Here is a 21,448-nt window from a genome sequence, read left to right as displayed (position 1 = left end):
GTCGGTGGCGGACGTGGATGCCGAGCGGCACGCCATGTCGCGCGCTCACGCCGCCGAGGGCGACAACAGCAAGAGCGAGGTGCGCGTGGCCGGCGGCGCCGCGGTGGACATCGAGGCGGCGCTGAAGGAGGTGCACGGCGAGCAGCTGCGGTGGGTAGCGCTGTCGTACTCCAAGTCCGCCAAGGACCACGTCGAGTTTGCGGGCAAGGGCGCCGGCGGCGTGGACGAGCTGCGCGAGCTGGCCGTCGGCGGTCAGGAAACGTTCGATCGAGTCGGCGGGGACGTGGGCGGTTCGGATCGCGGTCGTTGCGGCGATCAGGCAAGCGGCCATCCAAATCGGCCGCGCCCCGAATCGAGACGCGATCCCCAAGCCGCCGGCCACACCCAACCACAACCACGGTGACGCGATCAGCGTCCCCCCGGCCGTGGCTAGCACCACAAAGATCGCCCATCTGAGCCAAGGGGTGGCAGACGGATGATGGCTTGAAATCGAAGCCGTGTGCTCGGCGCGCCCCGGTCGTTCCAAATCAGATCAACTCGCCTGCCGTTGCGCCGCGTCGATGGCGTCCGTGTCGTCCAGCCCCGCGGTTGAAGTCGCGTCGCGGTCGGGCGTCGGAGGCGTGGCATCCGCCGCTTTGGTCGCGGCCATCGCGGCCCGCCGGTTTCGCTCGATCTGCGCGATGGCCATGTCCAGCCTCTCGATCACGACCTGCATACCCTGAGGCCGGTCCTCCGGCTTACGCTGGACGCAGTCCATCACTAACGAGGACAGCGCGGGACTGACGTTGGGATTCAGTTCGATGGGCGGCGTGATCTTCTTGTAATCATCGGTCTTGAGTTGAACGCCGGCGTTCTGCTGGTTGCGCCGGGTGAACGCGGTGGGCACGTTCTTGTCGGTGAACATCCAGTACATCGTCGCGCCCAGGCAGAAGACGTCGGTCTGTTCGGTGATCGCTTGACGCTTGACCTGTTCGGGAGCGATGTAGTCGGGCGTGCCCTGGATCCGCTCTTTAACCGTTCCTTTCGGGCAGCTCTGCCCGAAATCAATGATCTTCACCTGGCCGTCGTGCGTGACCATGATGTTGTTGGGTTTGATGTCCGCGTGCACGTAGTTTTGGTCGTGCATGAACTTCAGAGCGCCCGCGACCGCTCGGCAAATGCGGCAGTTCACCAGCATGGAGTCCGGCCGCCACTCTTCGAGCGTTTTGCCCAGCACCAACTCCATCACCACCACGATCTCGCTGACGCGGATCAGTTCCCGCAGCTTGATCACCTTGATGCTCTTGCGAAGCTGGGGGTGATCAAACTTGCTCGCGATCTGGTGTTCCGCGAGGGCCTGATCGAGATACCTCTGATCGTGCGGCGTCTTCTTCGTAACCCGCTTGAGTGCGAACGGAGCGCCGTGCCGATCTCGAGCTGAATAAAGCGTGCTTCCCGCACCCTTGCCCAGCGTCTCAATGACGTCGTACCCTGCGATTTGATGGAAATTCGTCATCGGCGAAGCTCGGAACCGCGGACGTCTGCCGTGCCATTGTCGCAGCCGGGATCATTCCCAAGCGAGTTTCACGAACGCAGCTATCGCCGACGCGTGGTGAGACACGGAGTTCCGAGGCCCAGGGGGTCCGGATCGAGTTGTCCGGTATAACCGGATGGAACGTATGCATGGAGCATAGCCGGGGATGCGACGATCTCCAACCAGACGGATGGGATTTACCCGAGTTTGACGCGGTGCGATCGGCTTGTCCGTGGTCGTGAATTTAGGAAAACCTACTCCGGTCAAGAGCAAACCCCGGAACACGGTAAATTTGAAAAGCCCGTTCAGTAAGCTTGGGCGACCGGCACGCTGCTGCCGAGCGTAATCTGATCCCGGAAAGCCGCGTACGGGAAATGCTTGGCCGACCCGTCCCCGTCACTGCCCGCGTCCACGAAAACGCGGTCGGCGGGGATGCCGTACCGCTCGGAGAGCTGACGTACCAACCAGACCAGCTCGCGTTCTTGAGATTCGGTCATCGGAGCGTCGTCGAGGTCACCGATTAAGCAGATGCCGATGGTGCGGAAACGCCGGTTAAACGCCTCGGCCTCGGGGCCTTCGAAAAAATCGCCGACTTGCTGATATTTCCAACGGTAGCCGACTTCGATCCGGCCATCTTCCGTGTCGGTGCCGTTGCCGACCACAAAGTGGTAGCCGCAGCCGTTTTTGCCGGTACGGCGGTGGGCTCGATCGATGGTGTCGTAGCTGCCGACGGGTTGCTGGCTGTCGTGAATCACGATGACTTGCCAGCCCAGTTCCTCTTCGGTGGCGAAGAGTTTGTCCTCGGGCCGCTCGGTGGGGGTGCGTTCCACGCTCATCAGCGTCAGCCCCGATAGCGGGGGCACTTGGCCGGGCTCCAGGAAACGCAACACGCCGTAGGTCACGGACATGCCGAAGACCAGGGCGAAGAGAACCAGGATGGTGCGTTGATCGAAGGCCAAGGTGGTGGGAATTCGGTGTTGTGAGCGGTTAGGGGCAATTCGGTCGCAGTTTAGACATCGGACGCCGGGACGAGCGGCTTGCAAAATTCCGGGAGGATTTTCCGATAATGCCGGCCCAGTCAGTATTGGGAGCCGCCTCCGCTGTCACAACCGGTTCAAACCGACCGGCGATCGGTCGGTCGATCAGCCCCCGTCGCCGAGTCGGCCCCGCAGGTTGGGCTGTTCCCGGCCGAAGGAGTCGGTCACCGTTTTGGGCACCGTTTGCCCCCGCAGCGCGTCGTATCGCTCGTACGGCGAGCGCGGCGCGTCGGTCGGCAGCGGCGACTTGCGGCAGCCGGTCACCGTCAGCGCCAGCAATGCGATTGCCAGCGAGCATATCAACCGCGCTCGATATGTCGTGGGGTACGCGGCCGTCCGTAGCTGCGTCTGCATCAGAACATCATAAACATTTTCCCGGCGTCAGTATCATTCTCGTCCCATGCCCCATGCCCAGCCCGACTTCTGGTCCCAGACGCTTGTCCCCACGCTCCGTCAGGCCCCCGGCGACGCCGAGGTCCCGTCCCATCAGCTCATGCTCCGGGCCGGGCTGGTCCGCAAGCTCGGGGCCGGCAGTTATTCGTATCTGCCATTGGGCCTCCGGTCGTTGAACAAGGTCATTGCGATCATCCGGGAAGAGATGCACGCCGCCGGTGCCGCCGAGGTGTTTCTGCCCACGCTTCAACCCATCGAGCTCTGGCAGAAGACCGGCCGCGATCAGAGCTACGGCGACAACCTGTTCCAGATCACGGACCGCCACGGCCGGCACTACGCCCTGGGGCCGACCCACGAAGAGGTCGTCACCGACCTGGTCGGCTCGTGCGTCAGTTCTTACAAGGACCTGCCCAAAACCGTCTTCCAGATCCAGACCAAGTTTCGCGACGAATTCCGGCCGCGCTTCGGGGTGTTGCGCTCGCGCGAGTTCCTAATGAAGGACGCGTACAGCTTCCACGCCTCGCTCGAAGGCGAAGGCGGCCTCGACGAGACGTACGACCGGCAGTACGCCGCGTACGAACGCGTCTTCCGTCGCTGCGGCGTGCCGTACATGGTCGTCGAAGCCGAGGCCGGACCGATCGGCGGCAACGCGAGCCACGAGTTCATGGTCCCCTCGCCCACTGGCGAGGACACGATCCTGACCAACGACTCGGGCTACGCCGCCAACGTCGAGAAATGCGAAACCGGTCCGCGCCCCGCCGACCTGCACGGCGAACCGACCGGTGACCTCGAACCCGTCGAAACCCCCGGCTGCCCCGGTATCGACGACGTCTGCGTGTTCTTTAAAAAGAAGCTCGGCTCGAAACTCGCCGCGAAGAACATGCTCAAGACGCTGGTCTGCAAGTCCGACACCGGCTGGGTCCTCGCCGTGGTCCGCGGCGATCACGAACTCAACGGAGCCAAGCTCCGGCAGGCGACGCACCCGTCCGTGCACCTCGCGGATGAGCAGGAAGCCCGGGCCGCTGGGTTCGCCATTGGCTTTGTCGGCCCCCACGTCGCCAAAGACCGCGACGACATCGACGTCTGGGTCGACCCAGACGCGGCGCAGGGCGGCTTCTGGGTCACCGGCGGCAACCAGACCGACACGCACGTCAAACACTTCAACTGGAAACGCGAGCTGGCGGAAGAAGACCAACGCCGGTACGCCAAGTTCAACCGCCAGGCGATCCGTGTCGCCGACATCCGGAATGCCGTCGAGGGCGACCCCGCGCCCCAAGCCAAGGGCGGCGGCACGCTCCGCGCGACCAAGGGGATCGAAGTCGGCCACGTCTTCAAGCTTGGTTCCAAGTACACCCAGGCCCTCGGCGTCTCGGTCACCGGTGAAAACAACGAGGCCGTTACGCCGATCATGGGCTGCTACGGCATCGGTGTGAATCGCATCCTTGCCGCTGCGGTCGAGTCGGCCGTCACCGACGAAGACGGGAACGAACGCGCTGGCCACGACGATTCCGGCATTGTCTGGCCGGCCGCCATCGCGCCGTACGCGATCTGCATCACCGCCATCGGCTACGAGCCCGACAGCCAGGTCGCCGACGTCTGCCAGAACCTTGCGAAGCAACTCGTTGAGGCCGGGTACGACGTGCTCATCGACGATCGAGATGAACGGCCCGGCGTCAAGTTCAAAGACGCCGACCTCGTGGGATTCCCGCTGCGGATCACCGTTGGCGATAAAGGATTAAGTGCCGAACAGCCGTCGGTCGAATTGAAGATGCGCGACGGTTCGCTCGGCCCCAAGGGCACCGCCGTGCCGTTGGCCGAAGCGGTCAAAAAGGCCGCGTCGCTCCTCGCAACGCCTTGACCGTCTCGTTTCCGGGTAGCCGCAACCCAATGGGTTGCGCGCGGGGCTTTACACTCGCCGACGTGCCAGAGAGTTCGCCCATCACCTACGCCACTCCGATCGGCGATCTCCCCGGGGTTGGCGACCGGCGGTTGCCGATGTACCACCGCCTCGGCCTGCGTCGAGTTGCCGACCTGCTGCGACACGTGCCGTTGCGTTACGAGAACCACGCCGCCAGCACGCCCATCGATAGTCTCCTCGAACTGGCTGCCGGCGCGGTCGGAGCCGCCCGCGGCGTTGTCGAAAAAACCCGCTGGAACGCACCCCCCGGAAGAGGAAGGAAAGGGCGTTTCGAGGCGACGCTGCAGGACGACAGCGGTACGTTGCTCTGCACTTGGTTCAACGCCGCTTGGCTCCGCGACCGCATCGCTGTGGGCATGACCCTCGACGTGCAAGGCAAAGTCAAAACCTTCCAGAACTATCCGCAGATGGTGAACCCCAAGTGGTCTGCACTGTCTGAAGAGGCAAAACAGCAAGCACCCAACGCGATCGACAAGCTCCAGCCGATCTACCCCGCTACGGACGGCCTGCCCTCCGCCGCGATCGCGAAACTCATCGAGACGGTGCTCGACGATGCCGTCGCCGATCTCGACGATCCGGTACCCGACGAGCTGCGGAAGCACCACGCGATGCCCACGCTCGGCGAGGCGTTCCGCAAGCTGCACCGGCCCGAAACCAAAGACGATCACCAAGCCGCCCGCCGCCGTCTCGCGTTCAACGAACTGCTCCTGCTGCAGTTGGGCATCGCGCTCAAGCGGGCCCACGTCCGTCACCATCTCAAGGCCCACGAACTGCGGTTCACCGACGCGATCGATGCACACATTCGCCAACGCTTCCCGTTCCCGCTGACCCGGGCGCAGGACCGCGTCACGCAAGAGATCGCCAACGACCTGCAACGGCCCTGGCCCATGAATCGTTTGCTCCAGGGCGACGTCGGGGCCGGTAAGACCGTGATCGCGCTCTACGCGATGCTTCTGGCCGTCGCCGACCGCAAGCAGGCGGCGCTCATGGCCCCGACCGAACTCTTGGCTGAGCAGCACTTTGCTTCGATCGCGGCCATGCTCGAAGGCTCGGGCGTCTCGATCGACCTGTTCACATCGAATCGTCCCGGCGACCGCGACGCGCTGGCGTCGGGCGCGTTGGACATCGCTGTCGGCACCCACGCGCTGCTGTCCGAGTCGATGCGGTTCCACGAACTGGCCGTCGCGGTCGTGGACGAGCAGCACCGCTTCGGCGTCAAGCAGCGCGCGGCGCTGCGGAGCGCCAACCCGGACTCCGACCAGGTTCCGCACACGTTGGTCATGACCGCGACGCCGATCCCGCGGACGCTTTCGCTCACGCTGTTCGGCGACTTGGACGTCTCGACGCTTGACGAGCTGCCGCCCGGGCGGACGCCGGCGACCAACCGCGTGGTCACGCCGCTACAGGCCGAAGAGGTGTACGGCTACGCCGCGACCCGGCTCAAGCGTGGCGAGCAGGCGTACGTGGTCGTGCCCACGATCGACGGCAAGGGTGCCGCCGGCGACGAACTCAAAAGCGTCAACGCGCACGCCGCGATGCTTCAGCAACGCTTCTTCGCGGATTTTGAAGTCGGCGTCGTGCACGGCCGGCTGACCCCAGAGCAGCGCCAGGCCGTCATGGAAGACTTCCGTGCGAATCGGGTGCGGGTCCTCGTCGCCACAACCGTGATCGAGGTCGGCGTCGACGTGCCCAACGCGACGGTCATGGTCATCGAGCACGCCGAACGCTTCGGCCTCGCGCAACTGCACCAGCTCCGCGGTCGCATCGGCCGGGGGACAAACCAGAAGCGGCCGCTGTGCGTGTTCATCGCCGACCCGACCACCGAAGACGCGAGCAAGCGTCTCGACGCGATCGCCTCGACCAACGACGGCTTCAAGATCGCCGAGCACGATCTGAGCATCCGCGGCATGGGCGACTTCTTCGGCACGCGGCAGGCCGGCGCGGTGCCGCTACGCCTGGCGACGATCCCGGAGGACCTGGACCTGCTCAAGCTCGCGGGCCGAGACGCCGAGCAGATCGTGGCCGACGACCCCACGCTCGCCGACCCGAAACACGCGCTGCTGCGGAAGGTCTTGCTCCAGCAACACGGCGAAGCGCTCGGACTGATCGACGTGGGGTAAATTGCCGGGATGGACCAACCCGAGCGTTCCGTTCTGTTCGTGTGCATGGGGAACATCTGCCGCAGCCCCGCGGCCGAGGGCGTGTTCCGCAAGCTCGTCAACGAGGCCGGCCTGAGCGAGGCGATCGGGATCGACTCGGCGGGTACGATCCGGCACCACGTGGGCAACCCGCCGGACGCGCGGATGACCGCCGCGGCGGTCGGCCGCGGGGTCGATCTCACGGGTCAGCACGCCCGCTACGCCGAGGCCGCCGACGCCGAGCGGTTCGACCTGATCGTCGCGATGGACCGGATGAACCTCGCCGACCTCGAAGCCCGCTTCGGCGGCCCACGGGAACACGTCCGCCTGCTCGGCGAATTCGCGCCCGACGATTTTCAGCTCAAGGGCGGCCCGCCCGATGTGCCCGACCCGTACTACGGCGGCGACGCCGGGTTTGAGCAGGTCCTCGACCTGCTCGAAGCTTCGCTGCCCCACGTACTCGAACACCTCACGCGAACCGTTCGGGCGTCGCCGTGACGCTCGGGGCGGATGTTCGGCGGCGGATCGAGGTAGCCCTCGGCCTGAGCGTGGTCCAAACGGCGGAAGTCCGCGGCGGCGACATCAACCATGCACACCGCCTGACCCTGTTGGATGGAACTCGAGCGTTCGTCAAGACGCCGCGGTCGGCTTGCCCCGGCGACCTGTACGCCGCCGAGGCCGCGGGGCTCGACGCGCTGCGCGACGCCGCGGATTCGGCGGCGAGCGTGCCGGGCGTGCTCGCGGTAGGCGACGATTTCCTGGTGCTCGAAGCCCTGCGGTTCGGCTCTCCGCCGCCGGACTTTGAAGAGCGGTTGGGCACCGCCTTGGCCGAAACGCACCGCGCCTCCCGCGGCGCCGCGCGGCGCTTCGGCTTCCCGTGCACGACCTATCTTGGCCGACTCATGCAGAACAACCAGCCAACCGAGCCGCCGCACAGCTGGCCAACGTTCTGGCGGGATCGCCGTTTGCTGCCCCTGCTCGAAGACCTGCCGGCATATCCGCGCCTCCAAACGCTCGGCCGCCGCCTCGCCGACCGGCTCGACACGCTGCTTGACGCGCCCGCCGAACCACCGACCCTCGTCCACGGCGACCTTTGGTCCGGCAACGCCGCCTTCGTCTCCGAGGCCAACCGGCCCGCGCTCTTCGACCCCGCCTGCGGCTACACGCACCGCGAAGCCGAGTTCGGCATGACCCGGCTGTTCGGCTTCGGTCCACGGTTCGAGGCGGCGTACCACGAAGCGTTTCCACTCGCCGACGGCTGGACGCGGCGCGTCGAGGTGTACCGGCTGCACCACCTGCTCAGCCACGCGTGGCACTTCGGCGGCGGCTACGCCGGACAAGCCGAGGCGTTGCTTCACCAGTTGCTACGGCCTTGAGCGTGTCGTTGGCGGTTATGATCCGCAGTTCGTTGATGCTGATTGTTGTTCGATCGGGAGACCCGCCATGCCCCGTGCGCTGACCGCCGCCGTTCTGATCTTCGCCGCGATGACCCTGTTGCCCGCGTGCTCGGCCGGGCGCAGCGTCAGCTACAAGTTCTGGGAGAGCTTCGGGTACGAGAAGCGCGACCTGTTCGTTGATCAAGTTCAGGACGCCCGGGCCGAACAGGCCGAGACGAAGGACGAATTCCAGAGCGCCCTCGACCAATTCAAGGCGACGTTCGGTTTTGATGGCGGCGATCTCGAAGCCGCGTACGACTCGCTCAAGGGCAGCTACGACGGCATCGAGGAACAGGCCGACGATCTCCGCGACGAGGTCGAAAAGGTCAAGACGATCGCCGGCGACCTGTTCGACGAATGGGAGGGCGAGATCGAACTGCAGAACAACCCCGACTACCAACGCGCGATGCAACAACAGTTCGACGCGACGCAACGGTCGTACAACGACATGATCGCGGCGATGGATCGGGCGGTGAGCAAGATGGACCCGGTGCTGCAGGATTTCAACGACCGCGTGCTGTTCCTCAAATCCAGCTTGAACGCCAAAGCGATCGCCGCGCTGCAGACCAATGCGGACGAACTGATCGGCGACATCGACGCCCTGATCGCCGAGATGAACGCGAGCATCGCGGAAGCGGACGCATTCTTAGCTGAACTCGAAGGCTGATGGCCAAGTTCATCCGGTTCGTGGTAGATGAACTCGACGAAGACTCGGGGCGGCGGCTGGGTGTATTCCAGGCGGCGTCAGACGTGTTGGATCGAGTTGATGTTTCGGAAGAAGTCTCGGTGCCGTTATGCCAGCATTTGCGTTGGTTAAATCGACATCTCGAGCCACCAACGAAGTTTTCGGACAGCAAGAAAAAGCACGCCGCCAATCGCGCGATCGGTTGGTTCCGGCCGACCGCGTCCGAACACATCGCGCGGATGCGCGAAATCTGCCGCATCCTCAACGAGTTTGGCTTAGCAACCCAGGTGATTCTGTCCGACAAGCCCGGCAAAGTCGTGTACGAGGACGAGCATCAGATCGCGACGATCCCGTATCGCGAGAGTAACGCGTGATCTTCTTATCGCCTAAGGCGAAGGATCACACGTTGAAATACTTCGCCTCCGGATGGTGGCACACGATTGCCGACGTGCTCTGCTCGGGGTCGATCTGCCAGTTTTCGGTCAGCTCGCAGCCGATGCGGGTCGGGTCGATGAGTTGCCAGAGCAGGTCCTGGTCGCTCATGTCCGGGCACGACGGGTAGCCGAAGCTGTACCGGCTGCCGCGGTACTTCTGGGTGAACAGCTGCTTGATCTTCGGGCTGTCGTCGTTGCCGATGCCCAACTCCATGCGGATGCGTTTGTGCCACAGCTCGGCTAGGGCCTCGGCGCACTCGACGCCCATGCCGTGCACGTAGAGGTACTCGGTGTAGTCGTCGGCGTCGAAGTGCTTCTTCGCGAGGTGCGAGACCTCTTGACCCATCGTGACGCATTGCACGGGCAGCACGTCACGCCGACCCGATTCCAAGGGCAGGAAGAAGTCGCTGAGGCACAGCCGCTTGCGTTCGGTCTGCCGGGGGAACTTCACGAAGCGGGCGATCTCCTTGTCGTGGTCCTCGGGGTCGAACACGACGACGTGGTCGCCGTCGGCGTTCACCGGAAAATAGCCGTAGGTCACGGCGGGCCGGAGCACGTTGCCCTCGACCATCGACACGCGGAGCCGGTCGTAGATCGGTCGGACTTCGTACTCGAGCTGCTGCTCGTAGTCCTTGGTGGACTTGTCGCCGCGGACGAACTGCCACTGCGTCTTAAACAGCGCCGCCTCGTTGACGAAGGGGAAAATGTCCTTCATCGCCAGATCGGTCACGACGCGGCTGCCCCAGAAGGGCGGCTGGGGGACTTCGTCGAGGATCGCGACGTCGCCGCGCACACGCTCGGCCACGGCGACCGCGCCCGCGGCGGCCTTGGTCTCGTCGCTACGCTTTTTGAGTTCGGCGACCTTGGCCTCGCGGTCCTTGCCTTTCTCGAGACGCTCGTCGATCTCGAAGTTCAGTTCATTCATCTTGCCGGTGCAGATCATGTCCATGAGGCGCAGGCCTTCGAAGGCGTCGGTGCCGTGGAAGGTGCTGCCCTTGTAGATGGATCGCAGGTGGCGCTCGCAGTACGAGCGTTGGAGCGCGGCTCCGCCGAGGATCATGGGCACGTCGATGGCGAGCTTGTTGAGCTCGTTGAGATTCTCTTCCATGACGTTGACCGACTTGACGAGCAGCCCGGACAAGCCGATCGCGTCGGGTCGGGTCTCGTGGAATTTGGCGACGATCTCGTTGATCGGGACCTTGATGCCGATGTTGTGGACGGTGTAGCCGTTGTTGGTGAGGATGATATCCACGAGATTCTTGCCGATGTCGTGGACGTCGCCGCGCACGGTTGCCAGGAGCATCGTGCCCTTGGTTTGGCCTTCGACCTTCTCCATGAACGGTTCGAGCTCGGCGACGGCGGCTTTCATCACGGTCGCGCTCTGTAGCACGAACGGCAGCTGCATCTGGCCCGACCCGAACAGGTCGCCGACGACACGCATGCCGTCGAGTAGGTGGTCGTTGATGATGTCCAGCGGCGGGTAGTTCTCGCGGGCGTCGGCGAGGGTTTCGGGCAGGCCCTTCTTTTCGCCGTCGATGATGTGCTTGCGTAGGCGTTCTTCCAACGGAAGCGCCGCGAGGTCCACCTTCGTGGAGACGGCCTCGGCGTTGCTGAACAGATCGATGAAAATCTGCAACGGGTCGGTGGTCTGGCTGCCGTCTTCGAGCGTGACCGGCTCGGCGGCGTCCCGCGCGTACAGCACGTCGAGGGCGGCCTGCCACTGCTCTTCGGGGATGCGGTTCTTGGGCAGGATCTTGCTGACGTGCAGGATCGCGCTCGTCATTCCGGCTTCGACGAGTTCGAAGAGGAACACCGAGTTGAGCACCTGCCGTGCGGCGGGGTTCAGGCCGAACGAAATGTTCGATAGGCCGCAAGTGATCTGGCAGTTGGGAAAACGCTGGGCGATCAGCCGCGTGCCTTCGATCGTCTCCAGCCCGGAGTGTTTGTCTTGCTCCATGCCGGTGGAGACCGGAAGCACCAGCGGATCGAACATCAGGTCTTCTTCCTTGAGGCCGTACTTGTTCGTGGCCAGGCCGTGCATGCGTTCGGCGATGCTGAGCTTGCGCTCGCGGGTCCGCGCCATCGCTTCTTCGGGGTCTTCGTCGATGGTGCCCAGCACCAGGCCGGCCCCGTAGTCCTTGGCGAGCTTGCACATCTGGGCGAACTTCTCTTCGCCGTCTTCGAGGTTGGCCGAGTTGATCAGGCACTTGCCGCCCGCGGCCTTGAGCCCGGCCTCGATCGTCGCGGGCTGCGTGCTGTCGAGCATCAGCGGGGCGTTGACCTGGTTGACCAGCTTGGACACGATCGTGGTCATGTCGGCGGCGTTGTCCCGGCCCGCGTAGTCGACGTTGACGTCGATGACGTGCGAGCCTTCTTTGACCATGTCACGCGCGAGGCTGACGATCTCGTCCCAGCTCTCTTCCTCGAGCAGCCGCTTGAATTTGCGGGAGCCCGAAGCGTTGGTGCGTTCGCCGACGTTGAGGATCGAGTTGTCCTGGCGGTAATCGACCGCGCCCATGAGCGAGGAGATCGCGGGCTTCCACGGCCGCTTGTCGATGCGCACGGGCGGGGCGGCCTCGCCGATTTGGCGGACGAGTTCGGCGATGTGTTCGGGCGTCGTGCCGCAACATCCGCCGACCACGTTGAGGCCGGCCGTGCGGACAAACTCGGCGATTTTTTCTGCGAACGGCTCGGGGCCGAGGGGGAAGACGGTGCGGCCCTCTTCGAGGACGGGCAGGCCCGCGTTGGGCAGCAGCGAGATGCCGCGGTGCCAGTGGTGGCCGAGGTAATGGACGTGCTCGGACATCTCGACCGGCCCGGTGGCGCAGTTCATCCCGAGCGAGTAGATGGGGTAGTCGCGGAGCGCGGCGACGCAGCCGGCGATGTCGGTGCCGACGAGGGTGGTGCCGAATTGCTCGATGGTGACCTGGACCATGACAGGGATGTCGCCGTCGTTGTCGCCGGTGTCGGGCGTGAGGCCGCGCTCTTCGAGGACCATGAAGGCGGCGCTCAACGCGCACTTGACTTGCAGGATGTCCTGCGCGGTTTCGAGCAGCAGCACGTCGGCCCCGCCGTCGAGCAAGCCGCGGACCTGGGCGGCGTAGCTTTCGCGCATCGTGTCCCAGTCGACGTTGCCGAGCGTGATCAGCTTGGTGCCCGGGCCCATGGAGCCGATGACGAAACGCGGCTTGTCGGATGTCGCGTACTTCTCGCACGCGGCCCGCGCGACTTCGGCCGCGGTCCGGTTGAGTTCGTGGACCTTGTCGACCAGGTCCTGGTCCTCCATCGTGTGGAGTTGAGCATTGAAACTGTCGGTTTCTACGCCGTCGGCCCCGGCCTTGAGGAAGTCCTCGTGGATGTTCTGGATCACCTCGGGGCGGGTCAGCAGGAGTACTTCCGTGCAGTTCTCCCGGCCGAGGTAATCGCGGTCGAGGTCCAAGTCGTCGAGGTTATGGATCGACGTGCCCATCGCGCCATCGAAAAAGAGGACGCGGCGGGCGGCTTGTTGGGTGAAAAGGCTCATGGGCGATGCCAAAGGAGGAGGAATTCGGTGCCGGATATCGGGCATCGGCGGTGTGCGGGTGTACATTTCATCCGTTGATCCGGATGGACGGATTGTAGCCTCGGCGTGAACGATTTGCAGCGTGTTTGGCCGAGCAAGGCATGTTTCGGGCCGATTTGGCACGGGTTTATGTGGTTTTTGGGGTCTTCGGTGCGGGACCGGGGTTTTCCGGCCGCAAACCGAGAACTCACGGGGTTCTGGCCGATAGTCTCCGCAGCATGACTTGGTGGCAGGCAATGATCTTGGGCGTGGTGGAGGGGCTGACCGAGTATCTGCCGGTGAGCTCGACCGGCCACCTGATCCTCACGGCCTGGCTGCTGGGGCTGAACCCGGGGGAGGCCGACCCGGAGCTTCAGCGGGCGGTCAACGCGTTCAACATCGTGATCCAGGCGGGGGCGATCGCGGCGGTCCTGGGCCTGTACCGGTCGCGGGTGATTCAGATGCTTCGGGGGTTAGCGGGCAAAGACGAAGCGGGGCTGAAGCTCGCGATCGCGCTGATCGTGGCGTTCATCCCGGCCGCGGTTCTGGGGCCGGTGCTTTCGGACCGCATCAAGGACCATTTATTCGCGCCGTGGCCGGTGATCGGAGCGTTGTTTGTCGGGGCGTGGCTGATGTTGGTGGTGGCGTGGAATCAGAAGCTCCTGGACCGCAACGCGAAACGCGAGGTCGAGGACGTCGGCTGGAAGATTGCGCTGTTGATCGGGTTGGGGCAGTGCGTGGCGATGTGGCCGGGCACGAGTCGGTCGATGATGACGATCGTGGCGGCGTTGCTGCTGGGGTTGCGAGCGAAGGCGGCGGCGGAGTTTTCGTTTTTGTTGGGGCTGGTCACGCTCGGGGCGGCGACGGTTTACGACGGCGTGAAGGACGGCGACGCGATCCTGACGCACATCGGCTGGAGCAACCTGGTGGTCGGCTTCGTCGCGGCAACGGTTAGCGCGGCGCTCGCGGTGCACTGGTTCGTCGGGTTCCTGACACGACGGGGGTTGGCGCCGTTCGGCTGGTATCGGCTGGCGCTCGCGGCTTTGATGGGGGGGTTGATTTTGGGTGGGGTGATGACGTTCTGAGACATCGAGAAACCAAACCCTCGCTTCCGGCGACGGCTTCGCGTCGGCCTGGCTCGAACTCGATCACGCGAAACGTTCGGCCATCCACTTGGCGATCGCGGTCTCGTAATCCGCGGTGCGTTTGAATGCGGCGGCGGCGAGACGTTGCCGCAGGGCAAGGGTGGTACGGCCGCCGTTCTCGGGGTCGTCGAGTTCATTCGTGACGGCGTCGTACTGCTTGGCGTCGGTAACCACAGTGACGAACTTGTGGTTCTTGGCGGCGGAGCGAATCATCGACGGCCCCCCGATGTCGATCTGCTCGATCGCCTCGGCGGTGCTGACGCTTTCCTTGGCGACGGTCGCTTCGAACGGGTAGAGGTTCACACAGACCAGATCGATGGGCGTGATCCGGTGGGTTTCGAGCGCGGCGGCGTGTTCCGGGTTGTCGCGCACCGCGAGCAGTCCGCCGTGGACCTTGGGGTGCAGGGTCTTGACCCGGCCGTCCATCATTTCGGGGAAGCCGGTGACCGTATCGATGCCGACGGTGGGCAGGTCGGCCTCGGTGAGCGTCTTGCGGGTACCGCCGGTGGAGATGAGGGTGACGCCCAGGCCGTGCAGCTTACGGGCGAAAGGGACCAGGTCGGTCTTGTCGGAGACGGAGAGCAGGGCGGTTCGCAGCATGGCGGATGTTGGATGGTTGATGTATGTGTCAGACATCGCGCATCGGACATCTCGCATCGGCGGGGTTATCCGGTCGGGTCGAGCCGGACGAGCCGTCCGTCCGTGGTGCGGAGGATGATCGAGCCGTCGGGTGCGGCGGTGGCGGCGGCGACGCCCGGGGCGCGGACGGCCTGGAGGGCGTCGCCGTTGTCTGGATCGACCAACAGGAGCGTGTCACGGCCCAGCGCGACGAGGCCGCGGTGGTTGGCAAGGATGGGGGTGGCTTGGAGGGTGGTTTCCCAGCGGACGTTGCCACGGGAATCTAAGGCGATCAGGCCGCCGCCGGAGGTAGGCAGGTACACGTCGCGGCCGACGGACAGGGGGGCTTCGCGGAGGGGCGAGTCGGCACGGTAGACCCAGGATTGGTTGCCGGTGTTGCGGTCGAGGGCGTAGAGCGAGCGGTCGACCGAGGGGACGAGCAAATCGCCACGGTGCACGGCGGCGGAAGCGACGATCGGGCCGAACACGTCGTTGCGGAACGCGGGATCGCCGCTACCGACATTGATGAGTACGTAGGTGCCGGCTTCGTCCCCGAGGAAGACCGTGTTCTCGGCGGCGCGGACGGGCGGGGCAACCAGGCGACCGGTCATGCGGTAACGCCACTTGGCGTAGCCGGCGTCGATGTCGTGCGCGAAAGCGAGGCCCTTGGCGGCACCAAAGATGGCGAAGTCGCCGATGAGCTCACCGCCGGCGGTGACGGGGGCTTCGAGGCTCTGCACGCCTACGAGCCGGCCGGTCCCGGGGTCGAGCGTGAAGAAGCGGGATGAGGAGTTGATGAAGATGCGGTCGCCGTTAAGTGAGTCGTCGCCGGCGCGCATCGGCCGATAGAGCGTCTCGAGGTCGAGGCCGATGAGGCGTTTCCAGGCAAACTGGCCGGAGTCCACGTCGATGGCGGTGACGAAGTTGTCGGGCCCTTCGACAACGACGACGAGGTCATCGAGGATTTCGAGATCGGTGATGCCTTCGGAACTGGCCAACTCGAGGTCGTAAATCCAGCGGACGGTCAGCCCTAAATCGCGGAGGGCGATAGGGTCGAACGGGCCGCCGGTCGCGACGAGGTTGGGGGAGACCCGGACGTCTCCGCTACGTTCACCAGCGGCACAGCCGGGGGTCGTGGTCAGCACGAGGCCCAGGGACACCGCGGCTAAGGCCGACATCAGGACCGAAAACCTAGCTGACATCGGGGCCGGGGCGGCGTCATCACGGGAAAGCCTCATCACGCGGATCTCCGAGGGAACAAACGAATCGAGACCGCGAGTATCGACGCGGCGGGGCGCGGGGTCAAGCGCAGCGATCAAAGCGGTTTACGCCCGGGGCGGGGTTAAGCGCCGGCGAGGGCTTTTCGTTTGTCGGCGATCGCGGCGAGCAGTTTCTTATGCGGGACGGCGAATTTAGCCGTGCCCTCGGACATCAGCGTGTCTTCCATGTGTTGTGGATCGACCTTGGCGTCCAGGTCGTCGAGGACAGCCTGGTCGGGCAACTCGCGGGATTTGGCGGAATACGCCTTGCCCATCTCCAGCACGGCGGCGTTGGTCTCGGGCGGATTCGTCTGGATGTCCGAGCCGGCCATCGCGGCGACGTAATAGTCCTCGGCCTGCCAGTCGAGCTTCGCGCCGGTCGAAGCGAAGATCATTTCCTGTTGAAGCGGGAGGCCCTTGTCGGCCCAGAACTTGGCGTTCTCGATGCCGATGCGCTTCGCGTTCACAATGCCCATCAACCCCTGCGCTTCCTCGGAGAGGCCGGGGCAGTGCTCCTTCGTGTACACATCGACACGCGAGATAAAGATGGAGTAAACGCTCTTGAACTTGTCGAGTTGGCCGAAGCGTTGGCGGCCCTTCCACACGGCGTCGCGGGCGGCTTCGTACTGCCGCTGGGTGAAGATCAGGGTGACGTTGAGCGTGAGGCCCGCGGCGGCGAGGTCTTCGAGTGCGGCGAGGCCGCCGGGCGTGGCGGGCACTTTGATCATGCGGTTGGGGTGCCCTTCGGCCCAGCGCTTGCCCAGGTCAACGTAGTGCCGCGCCTTCTCGGCGACGGACATCGTGTTGTCGGGGTCTTCCAGCAGCGGGTCGAGTTCGAAGCTGACCCAGCCGTCGTTGCCTGCGGTGGATTGCCAGACGTCTTTGAAGTGTTCCTGGGCGTCGCCCACGAGTTTGTCGGTCATGGCCCACGCGATGGCTTCGTCGTCGTGGCCGGCGTCGAGGAACGCCTGCATGTCGTCGTCGAAGCGGCCGGTCTGGATAAGACCTTGGATGATGGCGGGGTTGGAGGTGGCGCCGGTGATGCCCAAAGCCTTGTTGTCGATGACCTCCTGCGGATCGACGGAGTCGAGCCACATGCGGGTGCCGGTGTCGACGAGGGATTGAAGTGCGTTGGGCATGGGGATGGTCCTTTAAATCCGGAGAGAAGCCGCGTGCAGGGCGATGGAGCAGGCCTTGCAAAACTTCGCGTGGGTGGATCGTAGCCCAATTCAACCGGGGTCAGCCGGCGGCGACAGCGAGCAAAGCGATGAGCAAAATGATCGCGACAATCCAGCCGACCACCGCGGCGTAGAACCAGGGGCCGGCGGCGGCGATCTCGAGGGAGGCGACCAGGTCCGCGTCCTCGCTCGCTTGATCGGTGGGCGCCTTTTTTTCCAAGGCGGAAAGCGCGTTGACGTCGAACACCTTTCGGGCCTGGAGCGGGGCTTCGCCGCGTTCGATGGCTTGCAAATCTTCTAAAAGGTCGGTGGTGCTGTTATAGCGCTTGTTGCGGTCTTTCGCGAGGCAGACTTCGACCACTTCGCCGATGCCCGACGACAGGTTCGGGTTGATGTGATCCGGCGGCTGGAGGTCCTCGTTGAGGTGCTTGCGCATGACCGCCGAAGGGTTGGGCCCATCGAAGGGGACCTGGCCGGTGAGCATGTGATAGAGCGTGGCACCCAGCGAGTAGATGTCGGCGCGGAAGTCGACGGTGACCTCGCCGCGGACCTGTTCGGGGCTGATGTAGTACGGCGTGCCGTAGGCTTTGCCGGCTTCGGCCTCGGCGGCTTCGCGGTCAGAGATCGCCCGGGCCAGACCCATGTCGGCGAGCTTGGTCCGGCCCGAATCGCTGGCGATCATGATGTTCTTGGGCTTGACATCGCGGTGGATGAATCCGCGCTCGTGGGCGTGGTTGAGCGCGTTGGCCACGTCTACGGCGACGCGCAGCGCGTCGGCTTCTTCGTACCGGCCGATCTGTTGGATCACTTCGAAGACGGTTTTGCCGTCCACGTGCTCCATCACGAAGTAGTGAAACTCGCCGGCCTTGTTCACGTCGAACGCCTGCACGATGTTGGGGTGGTTGAGCTTCGCGGCGGCCTTGCCCTCGGCGTAGAAGCGATCGACGAAGTCTTGATTGTTGGTGAACTTCTGAGGCAGCACTTTGATCGCGACGATGCGGTCGAGCGACAGTTGGCGGGCTTTGTAGACCGTGGCCATCGCGCCGGCGCCGAGCTTCTTGAGGATCTGGTAGCCGGGGATCTGCTGGCCGGACTTGGCGTCGGTTTCGGGGCGCAGGCGGTCGAGCTGACGCTTGGTGATGACGCCGCGCTCGACGAGCACGGCTCCGAGCGACTTGTTCTTGACGTCGCCGCCGGAGTCGCCGGCCAACCCGATCAGAGCGTCCTTGGCGTCTTGGACTTCTTGAGGCGTGGCGAGCCCGCGATCGACGACGAGCCGACCGATGACGGTGTCGAGCCCGTTCTGGCCGCCGTTGGATTTCTGGTTGGCTTCGCTGCCGCGGGACGCCGCAGGGTCCGCTTCGGGGTTGGGGGCGGGCACCGCGGTGGAGCCGGAGGATGGATCGTTGGCTTCGGCCATGGTGTTCGATCGGGGTTCCGAGGGGATCGGCCGGATCGGTTCATCGGACGGGCCGACGCCAATGGCGAACCGTATCAGCGCCGTTCTTAGGGTGTCAACGCGTCGGCGACGGCCTGCGTATGGTTCTCGGTCATGAGCCCACCGACCCCGCTGACCCTGACGCCGACCGACCCGACCGGCTCCCCGATCGACGCGGCGCTGGCGGATCGGCTGGAAACCATCGAAGCCCGCTTCGCCGCCGAGCTGCACAGCGACCTGGACTGCGTGAACGAGTTGGTCGGCCACGTCGAACGCTACCGCGGCAAGATGCTTCGGCCGATGCTGACCGTGCTCTCGGCGATGTGCCTCGACGCGGGGGGCGGGCCCCGCCGCTCGGAAGTCGATCTGCTGGCGACGGTTTTAGAGATGGTCCACATGTCCACGCTCGTCCACGACGACGTGCTGGACGAAGCGGACGTCCGCCGGCGGGGGCAGACCATCAACCGCCTGCAGGGCAACGAGGCCGCGGTGATGCTCGGCGACTACCTCATCAGCCATTCGTACCACCTGTGCTGCAACCTGGGCGCGGACGTCGCCAAGGCGGTCGCGGCGGCCACCAACACGGTCTGCGAAGGCGAGCTGCTGCAACTCTCGCACCGCGGCGATCTGGGGCTCTCGGCCCGGACCTATTTCGAGATTGTCAAGCGCAAGACGGCGGCCCTCACCGCGGCCTGCTGCGCCGTGCCGGTCATGCTCCTGGGCGGCGGGCCGTTGCGTGGAGTCAGCTCGGCGTCGGAAGCGCGCGACGCTCTGCACGTTTACGGCGAAAAGGTTGGCGTCGCGTTCCAGATCATCGACGACGTGTTGGACCTGGTCGGCGACGAAGAAGTGGTTGGAAAGTCTTTGGGGCGTGACTTGGCGAAAGGCAAGCTGACCCTGCCGTTGATCCTCTGGTTGGAAGGCTTAGCCGTCGGTGGGGAGGCGGAGCTTGAGCGCGGCCGGGCCGCCCTCCGCGATGCGGCCGCCGGGGGGGCAACGGCGACGCTCCGCGCCGAGGTTCGCGCCAGCGGGGCGATCGATCGGGCTTACCAGCGAGCCGGGGTGTTGATCCAGGACGCGAAAGCCACGCTCACGGCGTCTATTCCCGGTTCCGATGCACGGGCACGTCTGGAGCAACTGGCCGACGCAACCCTGGCCCGCCGACGCTGATCCCAAGTGATGGGAACGAGAAATTTGACGGCGAGGGTGGGACGGTGACGGCTGGCTCAACCATGCGGAAAGAATTTTGGCCGTTCTCGTTACAGGACCGCTCCGGCGGTGACCGATTCTTCTAGTATCCATGTGCCCACTTCGACGACGATTCGTCGGCCGTGCTCGCAACCACGGATCGGGTTGAGTTCAGCATTTCGCCTCGCGGGTCGGTTCATGACTGACGCTTCCTCCACGCCACGTGCTCTGGTTTTCCAAGGGACTTCGGGTCCGGGGTCTAACTCCAGCCGGGCCGTCGCGGACGCGCTGGGCCGGCTGTACGACGTGCATGTCGCGGCGGACCTGGACGAAGCCAGTCGGCTCTTGAAATCCGAACAGTTCCACGCGGTGTTCGCCGACGCGGGCGATTTTCTGCCGCTTGAACGGGCTCTGGTGGGTGAGAAGGCCTCGCTGGTGCTGGACACGATCGGCGAGGGCGTTTGCGTGGTCGATAGCTCGGGCCGGATGACTTGGGCGAACAAACGGATGCGCGGCTTCAACGCCGAGACCACCGAACACCTCAAGGGCATCTGCCGTCAGGCGATGAGCATCTTCAACTCTTCGACCGGCGCGATGAGCAGCGCCCAGGGGCAGCAGGCGCGCAGCAAAAAATTCACGTACCAAGACCCGGTCGAGCAGCGGTATTACGAAATCATCTGCTCGCCCGTGACGGCGTCCGACGACGGCTCGCCCATTGATCAGGTGGTCGGCGTCGTCTGGGACGCGACCTCCGGGCGGCGGACGCAGGCCAAGATCGACGCCATCGACGCCGCCGGCCGGGAGCTGGCCCGCATCGACAACGAGGAGGTCAGCAAGCTCCGGCCCGCCGAGCGCCTGCGGCTGATGCAGGACAAGATCATCCGGTACAGCAAAGACCTGATGCACTTCGATCACTTCGCGATCCGCCTGATCGACAAGCGCGCAAATAAACTCGAAGTTGTCATCAGCGAGGGCTTGCCCCCCGAGGCCTTGGAGATCGACCTGTACGCCCAGCCCGAGGGCAACGGCATCTCCGGCTACGTCGCCGCGACCGGCCGATCGTACATCTGCCACGACGTCGAAAAAGACCCCCGCTACGTGCTCGGGCTGAACCACTCCAAGAGTTCGCTCACGGTGCCGCTCAACCTGTTCGGCGAAGTGATCGGCGTCTCGCTTCCCTCGACGCAGCTTAGCCTCGCCGCTCAAGGGTTGGGAGTGACGGGGTGCATCGATATTTGCGCGGCGACGCTCATCCAAGCAGGTGTTTTGCGACAGGTCCTACCGGACCGTTTCGTGGTGCCGCTAGAGATCCGATTGATGACCCCACATCGCAGAAAGATGCGTTCTGACGCTGCTATGGTGGACGCGATGGAAGCGATATTCACGGCTTGATCGCCGGGATTGGCGCCACGTTAGGCAACGAGCGCAACAGGCTCAGCTGATGGCTTAACAGCTTTGATATCCAAGATGGATTGGGGTGCCTGTTGCCATCAACCGCGATGGGCAATCGTCGGACAAAGCTCAAGC

The 21,448-nt window shown here is 64.7% G+C and carries 17 protein-coding genes and 1 pseudogene; 10 read left to right on the top strand and 8 right to left on the bottom strand.

The window, feature by feature from the left end:
• Positions 1–403: hypothetical protein (locus AAGD32_14670; protein MEM8875488.1), on the top strand; the 403-nt coding region annotated here is incomplete at its 5' end.
• A 129-nt stretch (positions 404–532) separates the two neighbouring features.
• Here AAGD32_14670 and AAGD32_14665 read toward each other — a convergent pair.
• From AAGD32_14665 to AAGD32_14655, 3 genes are all read right to left on the bottom strand, one after another.
• Complete coding sequence (locus tag AAGD32_14665) at positions 533–1,495, bottom strand: serine/threonine-protein kinase (protein ID MEM8875487.1); 963 nt, start codon at positions 1,493–1,495, stop codon at positions 533–535.
• Positions 1,496–1,818: 323 nt separating this feature from the next.
• Entirely contained in the window at positions 1,819–2,472 is a 654-nt protein-coding gene (locus AAGD32_14660; GenBank protein MEM8875486.1) for a peptidoglycan recognition family protein, read from the bottom strand.
• A gap of 183 nt (positions 2,473–2,655) precedes the next feature.
• Entirely contained in the window at positions 2,656–2,904 is a 249-nt protein-coding gene (locus AAGD32_14655) for a hypothetical protein (GenBank protein MEM8875485.1), read from the bottom strand.
• Between the two features lie 46 nt (positions 2,905–2,950).
• Here AAGD32_14655 and AAGD32_14650 point away from each other — a divergent pair, with 46 nt between their 5' ends.
• The 6 genes from AAGD32_14650 to AAGD32_14625 all read left to right on the top strand — a co-directional run bounded on the left by AAGD32_14650 (position 2,951) and on the right by AAGD32_14625 (position 9,494).
• Complete coding sequence (locus AAGD32_14650) at positions 2,951–4,801, top strand: proline--tRNA ligase (GenBank protein ID MEM8875484.1); 1,851 nt, start codon at positions 2,951–2,953, stop codon at positions 4,799–4,801.
• 62 nt (positions 4,802–4,863) lie between these two features.
• Positions 4,864–6,981: an ATP-dependent DNA helicase RecG gene (gene recG / locus AAGD32_14645; GenBank protein MEM8875483.1), complete on the top strand. Its 2,118-nt coding sequence runs from the start codon at positions 4,864–4,866 to the stop codon at positions 6,979–6,981.
• Between the two features lie 9 nt (positions 6,982–6,990).
• Complete coding sequence (locus AAGD32_14640) at positions 6,991–7,497, top strand: low molecular weight protein-tyrosine-phosphatase (protein MEM8875482.1); 507 nt, start codon at positions 6,991–6,993, stop codon at positions 7,495–7,497.
• Entirely contained in the window at positions 7,494–8,375 is an 882-nt protein-coding gene (locus AAGD32_14635; GenBank protein MEM8875481.1) for a fructosamine kinase family protein, read from the top strand. Before AAGD32_14640 ends, AAGD32_14635 begins: the two co-directional genes overlap by 4 nt.
• A gap of 67 nt (positions 8,376–8,442) precedes the next feature.
• Positions 8,443–9,102: a DUF2959 family protein gene (locus AAGD32_14630; GenBank protein MEM8875480.1), complete on the top strand. Its 660-nt coding sequence runs from the start codon at positions 8,443–8,445 to the stop codon at positions 9,100–9,102.
• Positions 9,102–9,494: a hypothetical protein gene (locus AAGD32_14625; protein ID MEM8875479.1), complete on the top strand. Its 393-nt coding sequence runs from the start codon at positions 9,102–9,104 to the stop codon at positions 9,492–9,494. Before AAGD32_14630 ends, AAGD32_14625 begins: the two co-directional genes overlap by 1 nt.
• Positions 9,495–9,519: 25 nt before the next feature.
• On the opposite strand, the gene metH is transcribed toward AAGD32_14625, so the two are convergent.
• Complete coding sequence (gene metH / locus AAGD32_14620) at positions 9,520–13,077, bottom strand: methionine synthase (GenBank protein MEM8875478.1); 3,558 nt, start codon at positions 13,075–13,077, stop codon at positions 9,520–9,522.
• A gap of 257 nt (positions 13,078–13,334) precedes the next feature.
• Between metH and AAGD32_14615 the strand changes: the two genes are divergently transcribed.
• Positions 13,335–14,180, top strand: a complete 846-nt coding sequence (locus tag AAGD32_14615; GenBank protein MEM8875477.1) for an undecaprenyl-diphosphate phosphatase — start codon at positions 13,335–13,337, stop codon at positions 14,178–14,180.
• A 78-nt stretch (positions 14,181–14,258) separates the two neighbouring features.
• On the opposite strand, the pseudogene AAGD32_14610 reads toward AAGD32_14615, so the two are convergent.
• The 4 genes and pseudogenes from AAGD32_14610 to AAGD32_14595 form a co-directional block, all read right to left on the bottom strand.
• Positions 14,259–14,840, bottom strand: a pseudogene (locus AAGD32_14610) (IMP cyclohydrolase).
• 65 nt (positions 14,841–14,905) lie between these two features.
• Entirely contained in the window at positions 14,906–16,036 is a 1,131-nt protein-coding gene (locus tag AAGD32_14605) for a PQQ-binding-like beta-propeller repeat protein (GenBank protein ID MEM8875476.1), read from the bottom strand.
• Between the two features lie 164 nt (positions 16,037–16,200).
• Positions 16,201–17,256, bottom strand: coding sequence for a transaldolase family protein (locus AAGD32_14600; protein ID MEM8875475.1), 1,056 nt, complete (start codon positions 17,254–17,256; stop codon positions 16,201–16,203).
• Positions 17,257–17,356: 100 nt separating this feature from the next.
• Positions 17,357–18,715 carry a serine/threonine-protein kinase gene (locus AAGD32_14595; protein ID MEM8875474.1) on the bottom strand — a complete coding sequence of 453 codons (1,359 nt, stop codon included), beginning with the start codon at positions 18,713–18,715 and terminating at the stop codon, positions 17,357–17,359.
• A 132-nt stretch (positions 18,716–18,847) separates the two neighbouring features.
• On the opposite strand from AAGD32_14595, the gene AAGD32_14590 reads away from it, so the two are divergent.
• Both AAGD32_14590 and AAGD32_14585 read left to right on the top strand, forming a co-directional pair.
• On the top strand, positions 18,848–19,903 hold the full coding sequence (locus AAGD32_14590) for a polyprenyl synthetase family protein (GenBank protein ID MEM8875473.1): 1,056 nt from the start codon (positions 18,848–18,850) through the stop codon (positions 19,901–19,903).
• 216 nt (positions 19,904–20,119) lie between these two features.
• The gene (locus AAGD32_14585; GenBank protein MEM8875472.1) at positions 20,120–21,313 is read left to right on the top strand and encodes a hypothetical protein; all 1,194 of its coding nucleotides are present in this window, start codon (positions 20,120–20,122) and stop codon (positions 21,311–21,313) included.
• Positions 21,314–21,448: the final 135 nt, after the last annotated feature.

The organism is Planctomycetota bacterium, from assembly GCA_039182125.1.
Taxonomy (GTDB): Bacteria; Planctomycetota; Phycisphaerae; order Tepidisphaerales; family Tepidisphaeraceae; genus JBCDCH01.
The sequence above is the reverse complement of the archived record's forward strand: the minus strand, read 5'-3'. Positions and strand labels throughout refer to the sequence as shown.

Excerpts from the sequence above, each read along its gene's own strand:
- AAGD32_14595 (MEM8875474.1), bottom strand. The coding sequence starts at position 18,715 with ATGGCCGAAGCCAACGATCCATCCTCCGGCTCCACCGCGGTGCCCGCC.
- AAGD32_14665 (MEM8875487.1), bottom strand. The coding sequence starts at position 1,495 with ATGACGAATTTCCATCAAATCGCAGGGTACGACGTCATTGAGACGCTG.
- AAGD32_14655 (MEM8875485.1), bottom strand. The coding sequence starts at position 2,904 with ATGCAGACGCAGCTACGGACGGCCGCGTACCCCACGACATATCGAGCG.
- AAGD32_14600 (MEM8875475.1), bottom strand. The coding sequence starts at position 17,256 with ATGCCCAACGCACTTCAATCCCTCGTCGACACCGGCACCCGCATGTGG.
- AAGD32_14630 (MEM8875480.1), top strand. The coding sequence starts at position 8,443 with ATGCCCCGTGCGCTGACCGCCGCCGTTCTGATCTTCGCCGCGATGACC.
- AAGD32_14615 (MEM8875477.1), top strand. The coding sequence starts at position 13,335 with ATGACTTGGTGGCAGGCAATGATCTTGGGCGTGGTGGAGGGGCTGACC.
- AAGD32_14590 (MEM8875473.1), top strand. The coding sequence starts at position 18,848 with ATGAGCCCACCGACCCCGCTGACCCTGACGCCGACCGACCCGACCGGC.
- AAGD32_14640 (MEM8875482.1), top strand. The coding sequence starts at position 6,991 with ATGGACCAACCCGAGCGTTCCGTTCTGTTCGTGTGCATGGGGAACATC.
- metH (MEM8875478.1), bottom strand. The coding sequence starts at position 13,077 with ATGAGCCTTTTCACCCAACAAGCCGCCCGCCGCGTCCTCTTTTTCGAT.
- AAGD32_14625 (MEM8875479.1), top strand. The coding sequence starts at position 9,102 with ATGGCCAAGTTCATCCGGTTCGTGGTAGATGAACTCGACGAAGACTCG.
- AAGD32_14650 (MEM8875484.1), top strand. The coding sequence starts at position 2,951 with ATGCCCCATGCCCAGCCCGACTTCTGGTCCCAGACGCTTGTCCCCACG.
- AAGD32_14585 (MEM8875472.1), top strand. The coding sequence starts at position 20,120 with ATGACTGACGCTTCCTCCACGCCACGTGCTCTGGTTTTCCAAGGGACT.
- AAGD32_14605 (MEM8875476.1), bottom strand. The coding sequence starts at position 16,036 with ATGTCGGCCTTAGCCGCGGTGTCCCTGGGCCTCGTGCTGACCACGACC.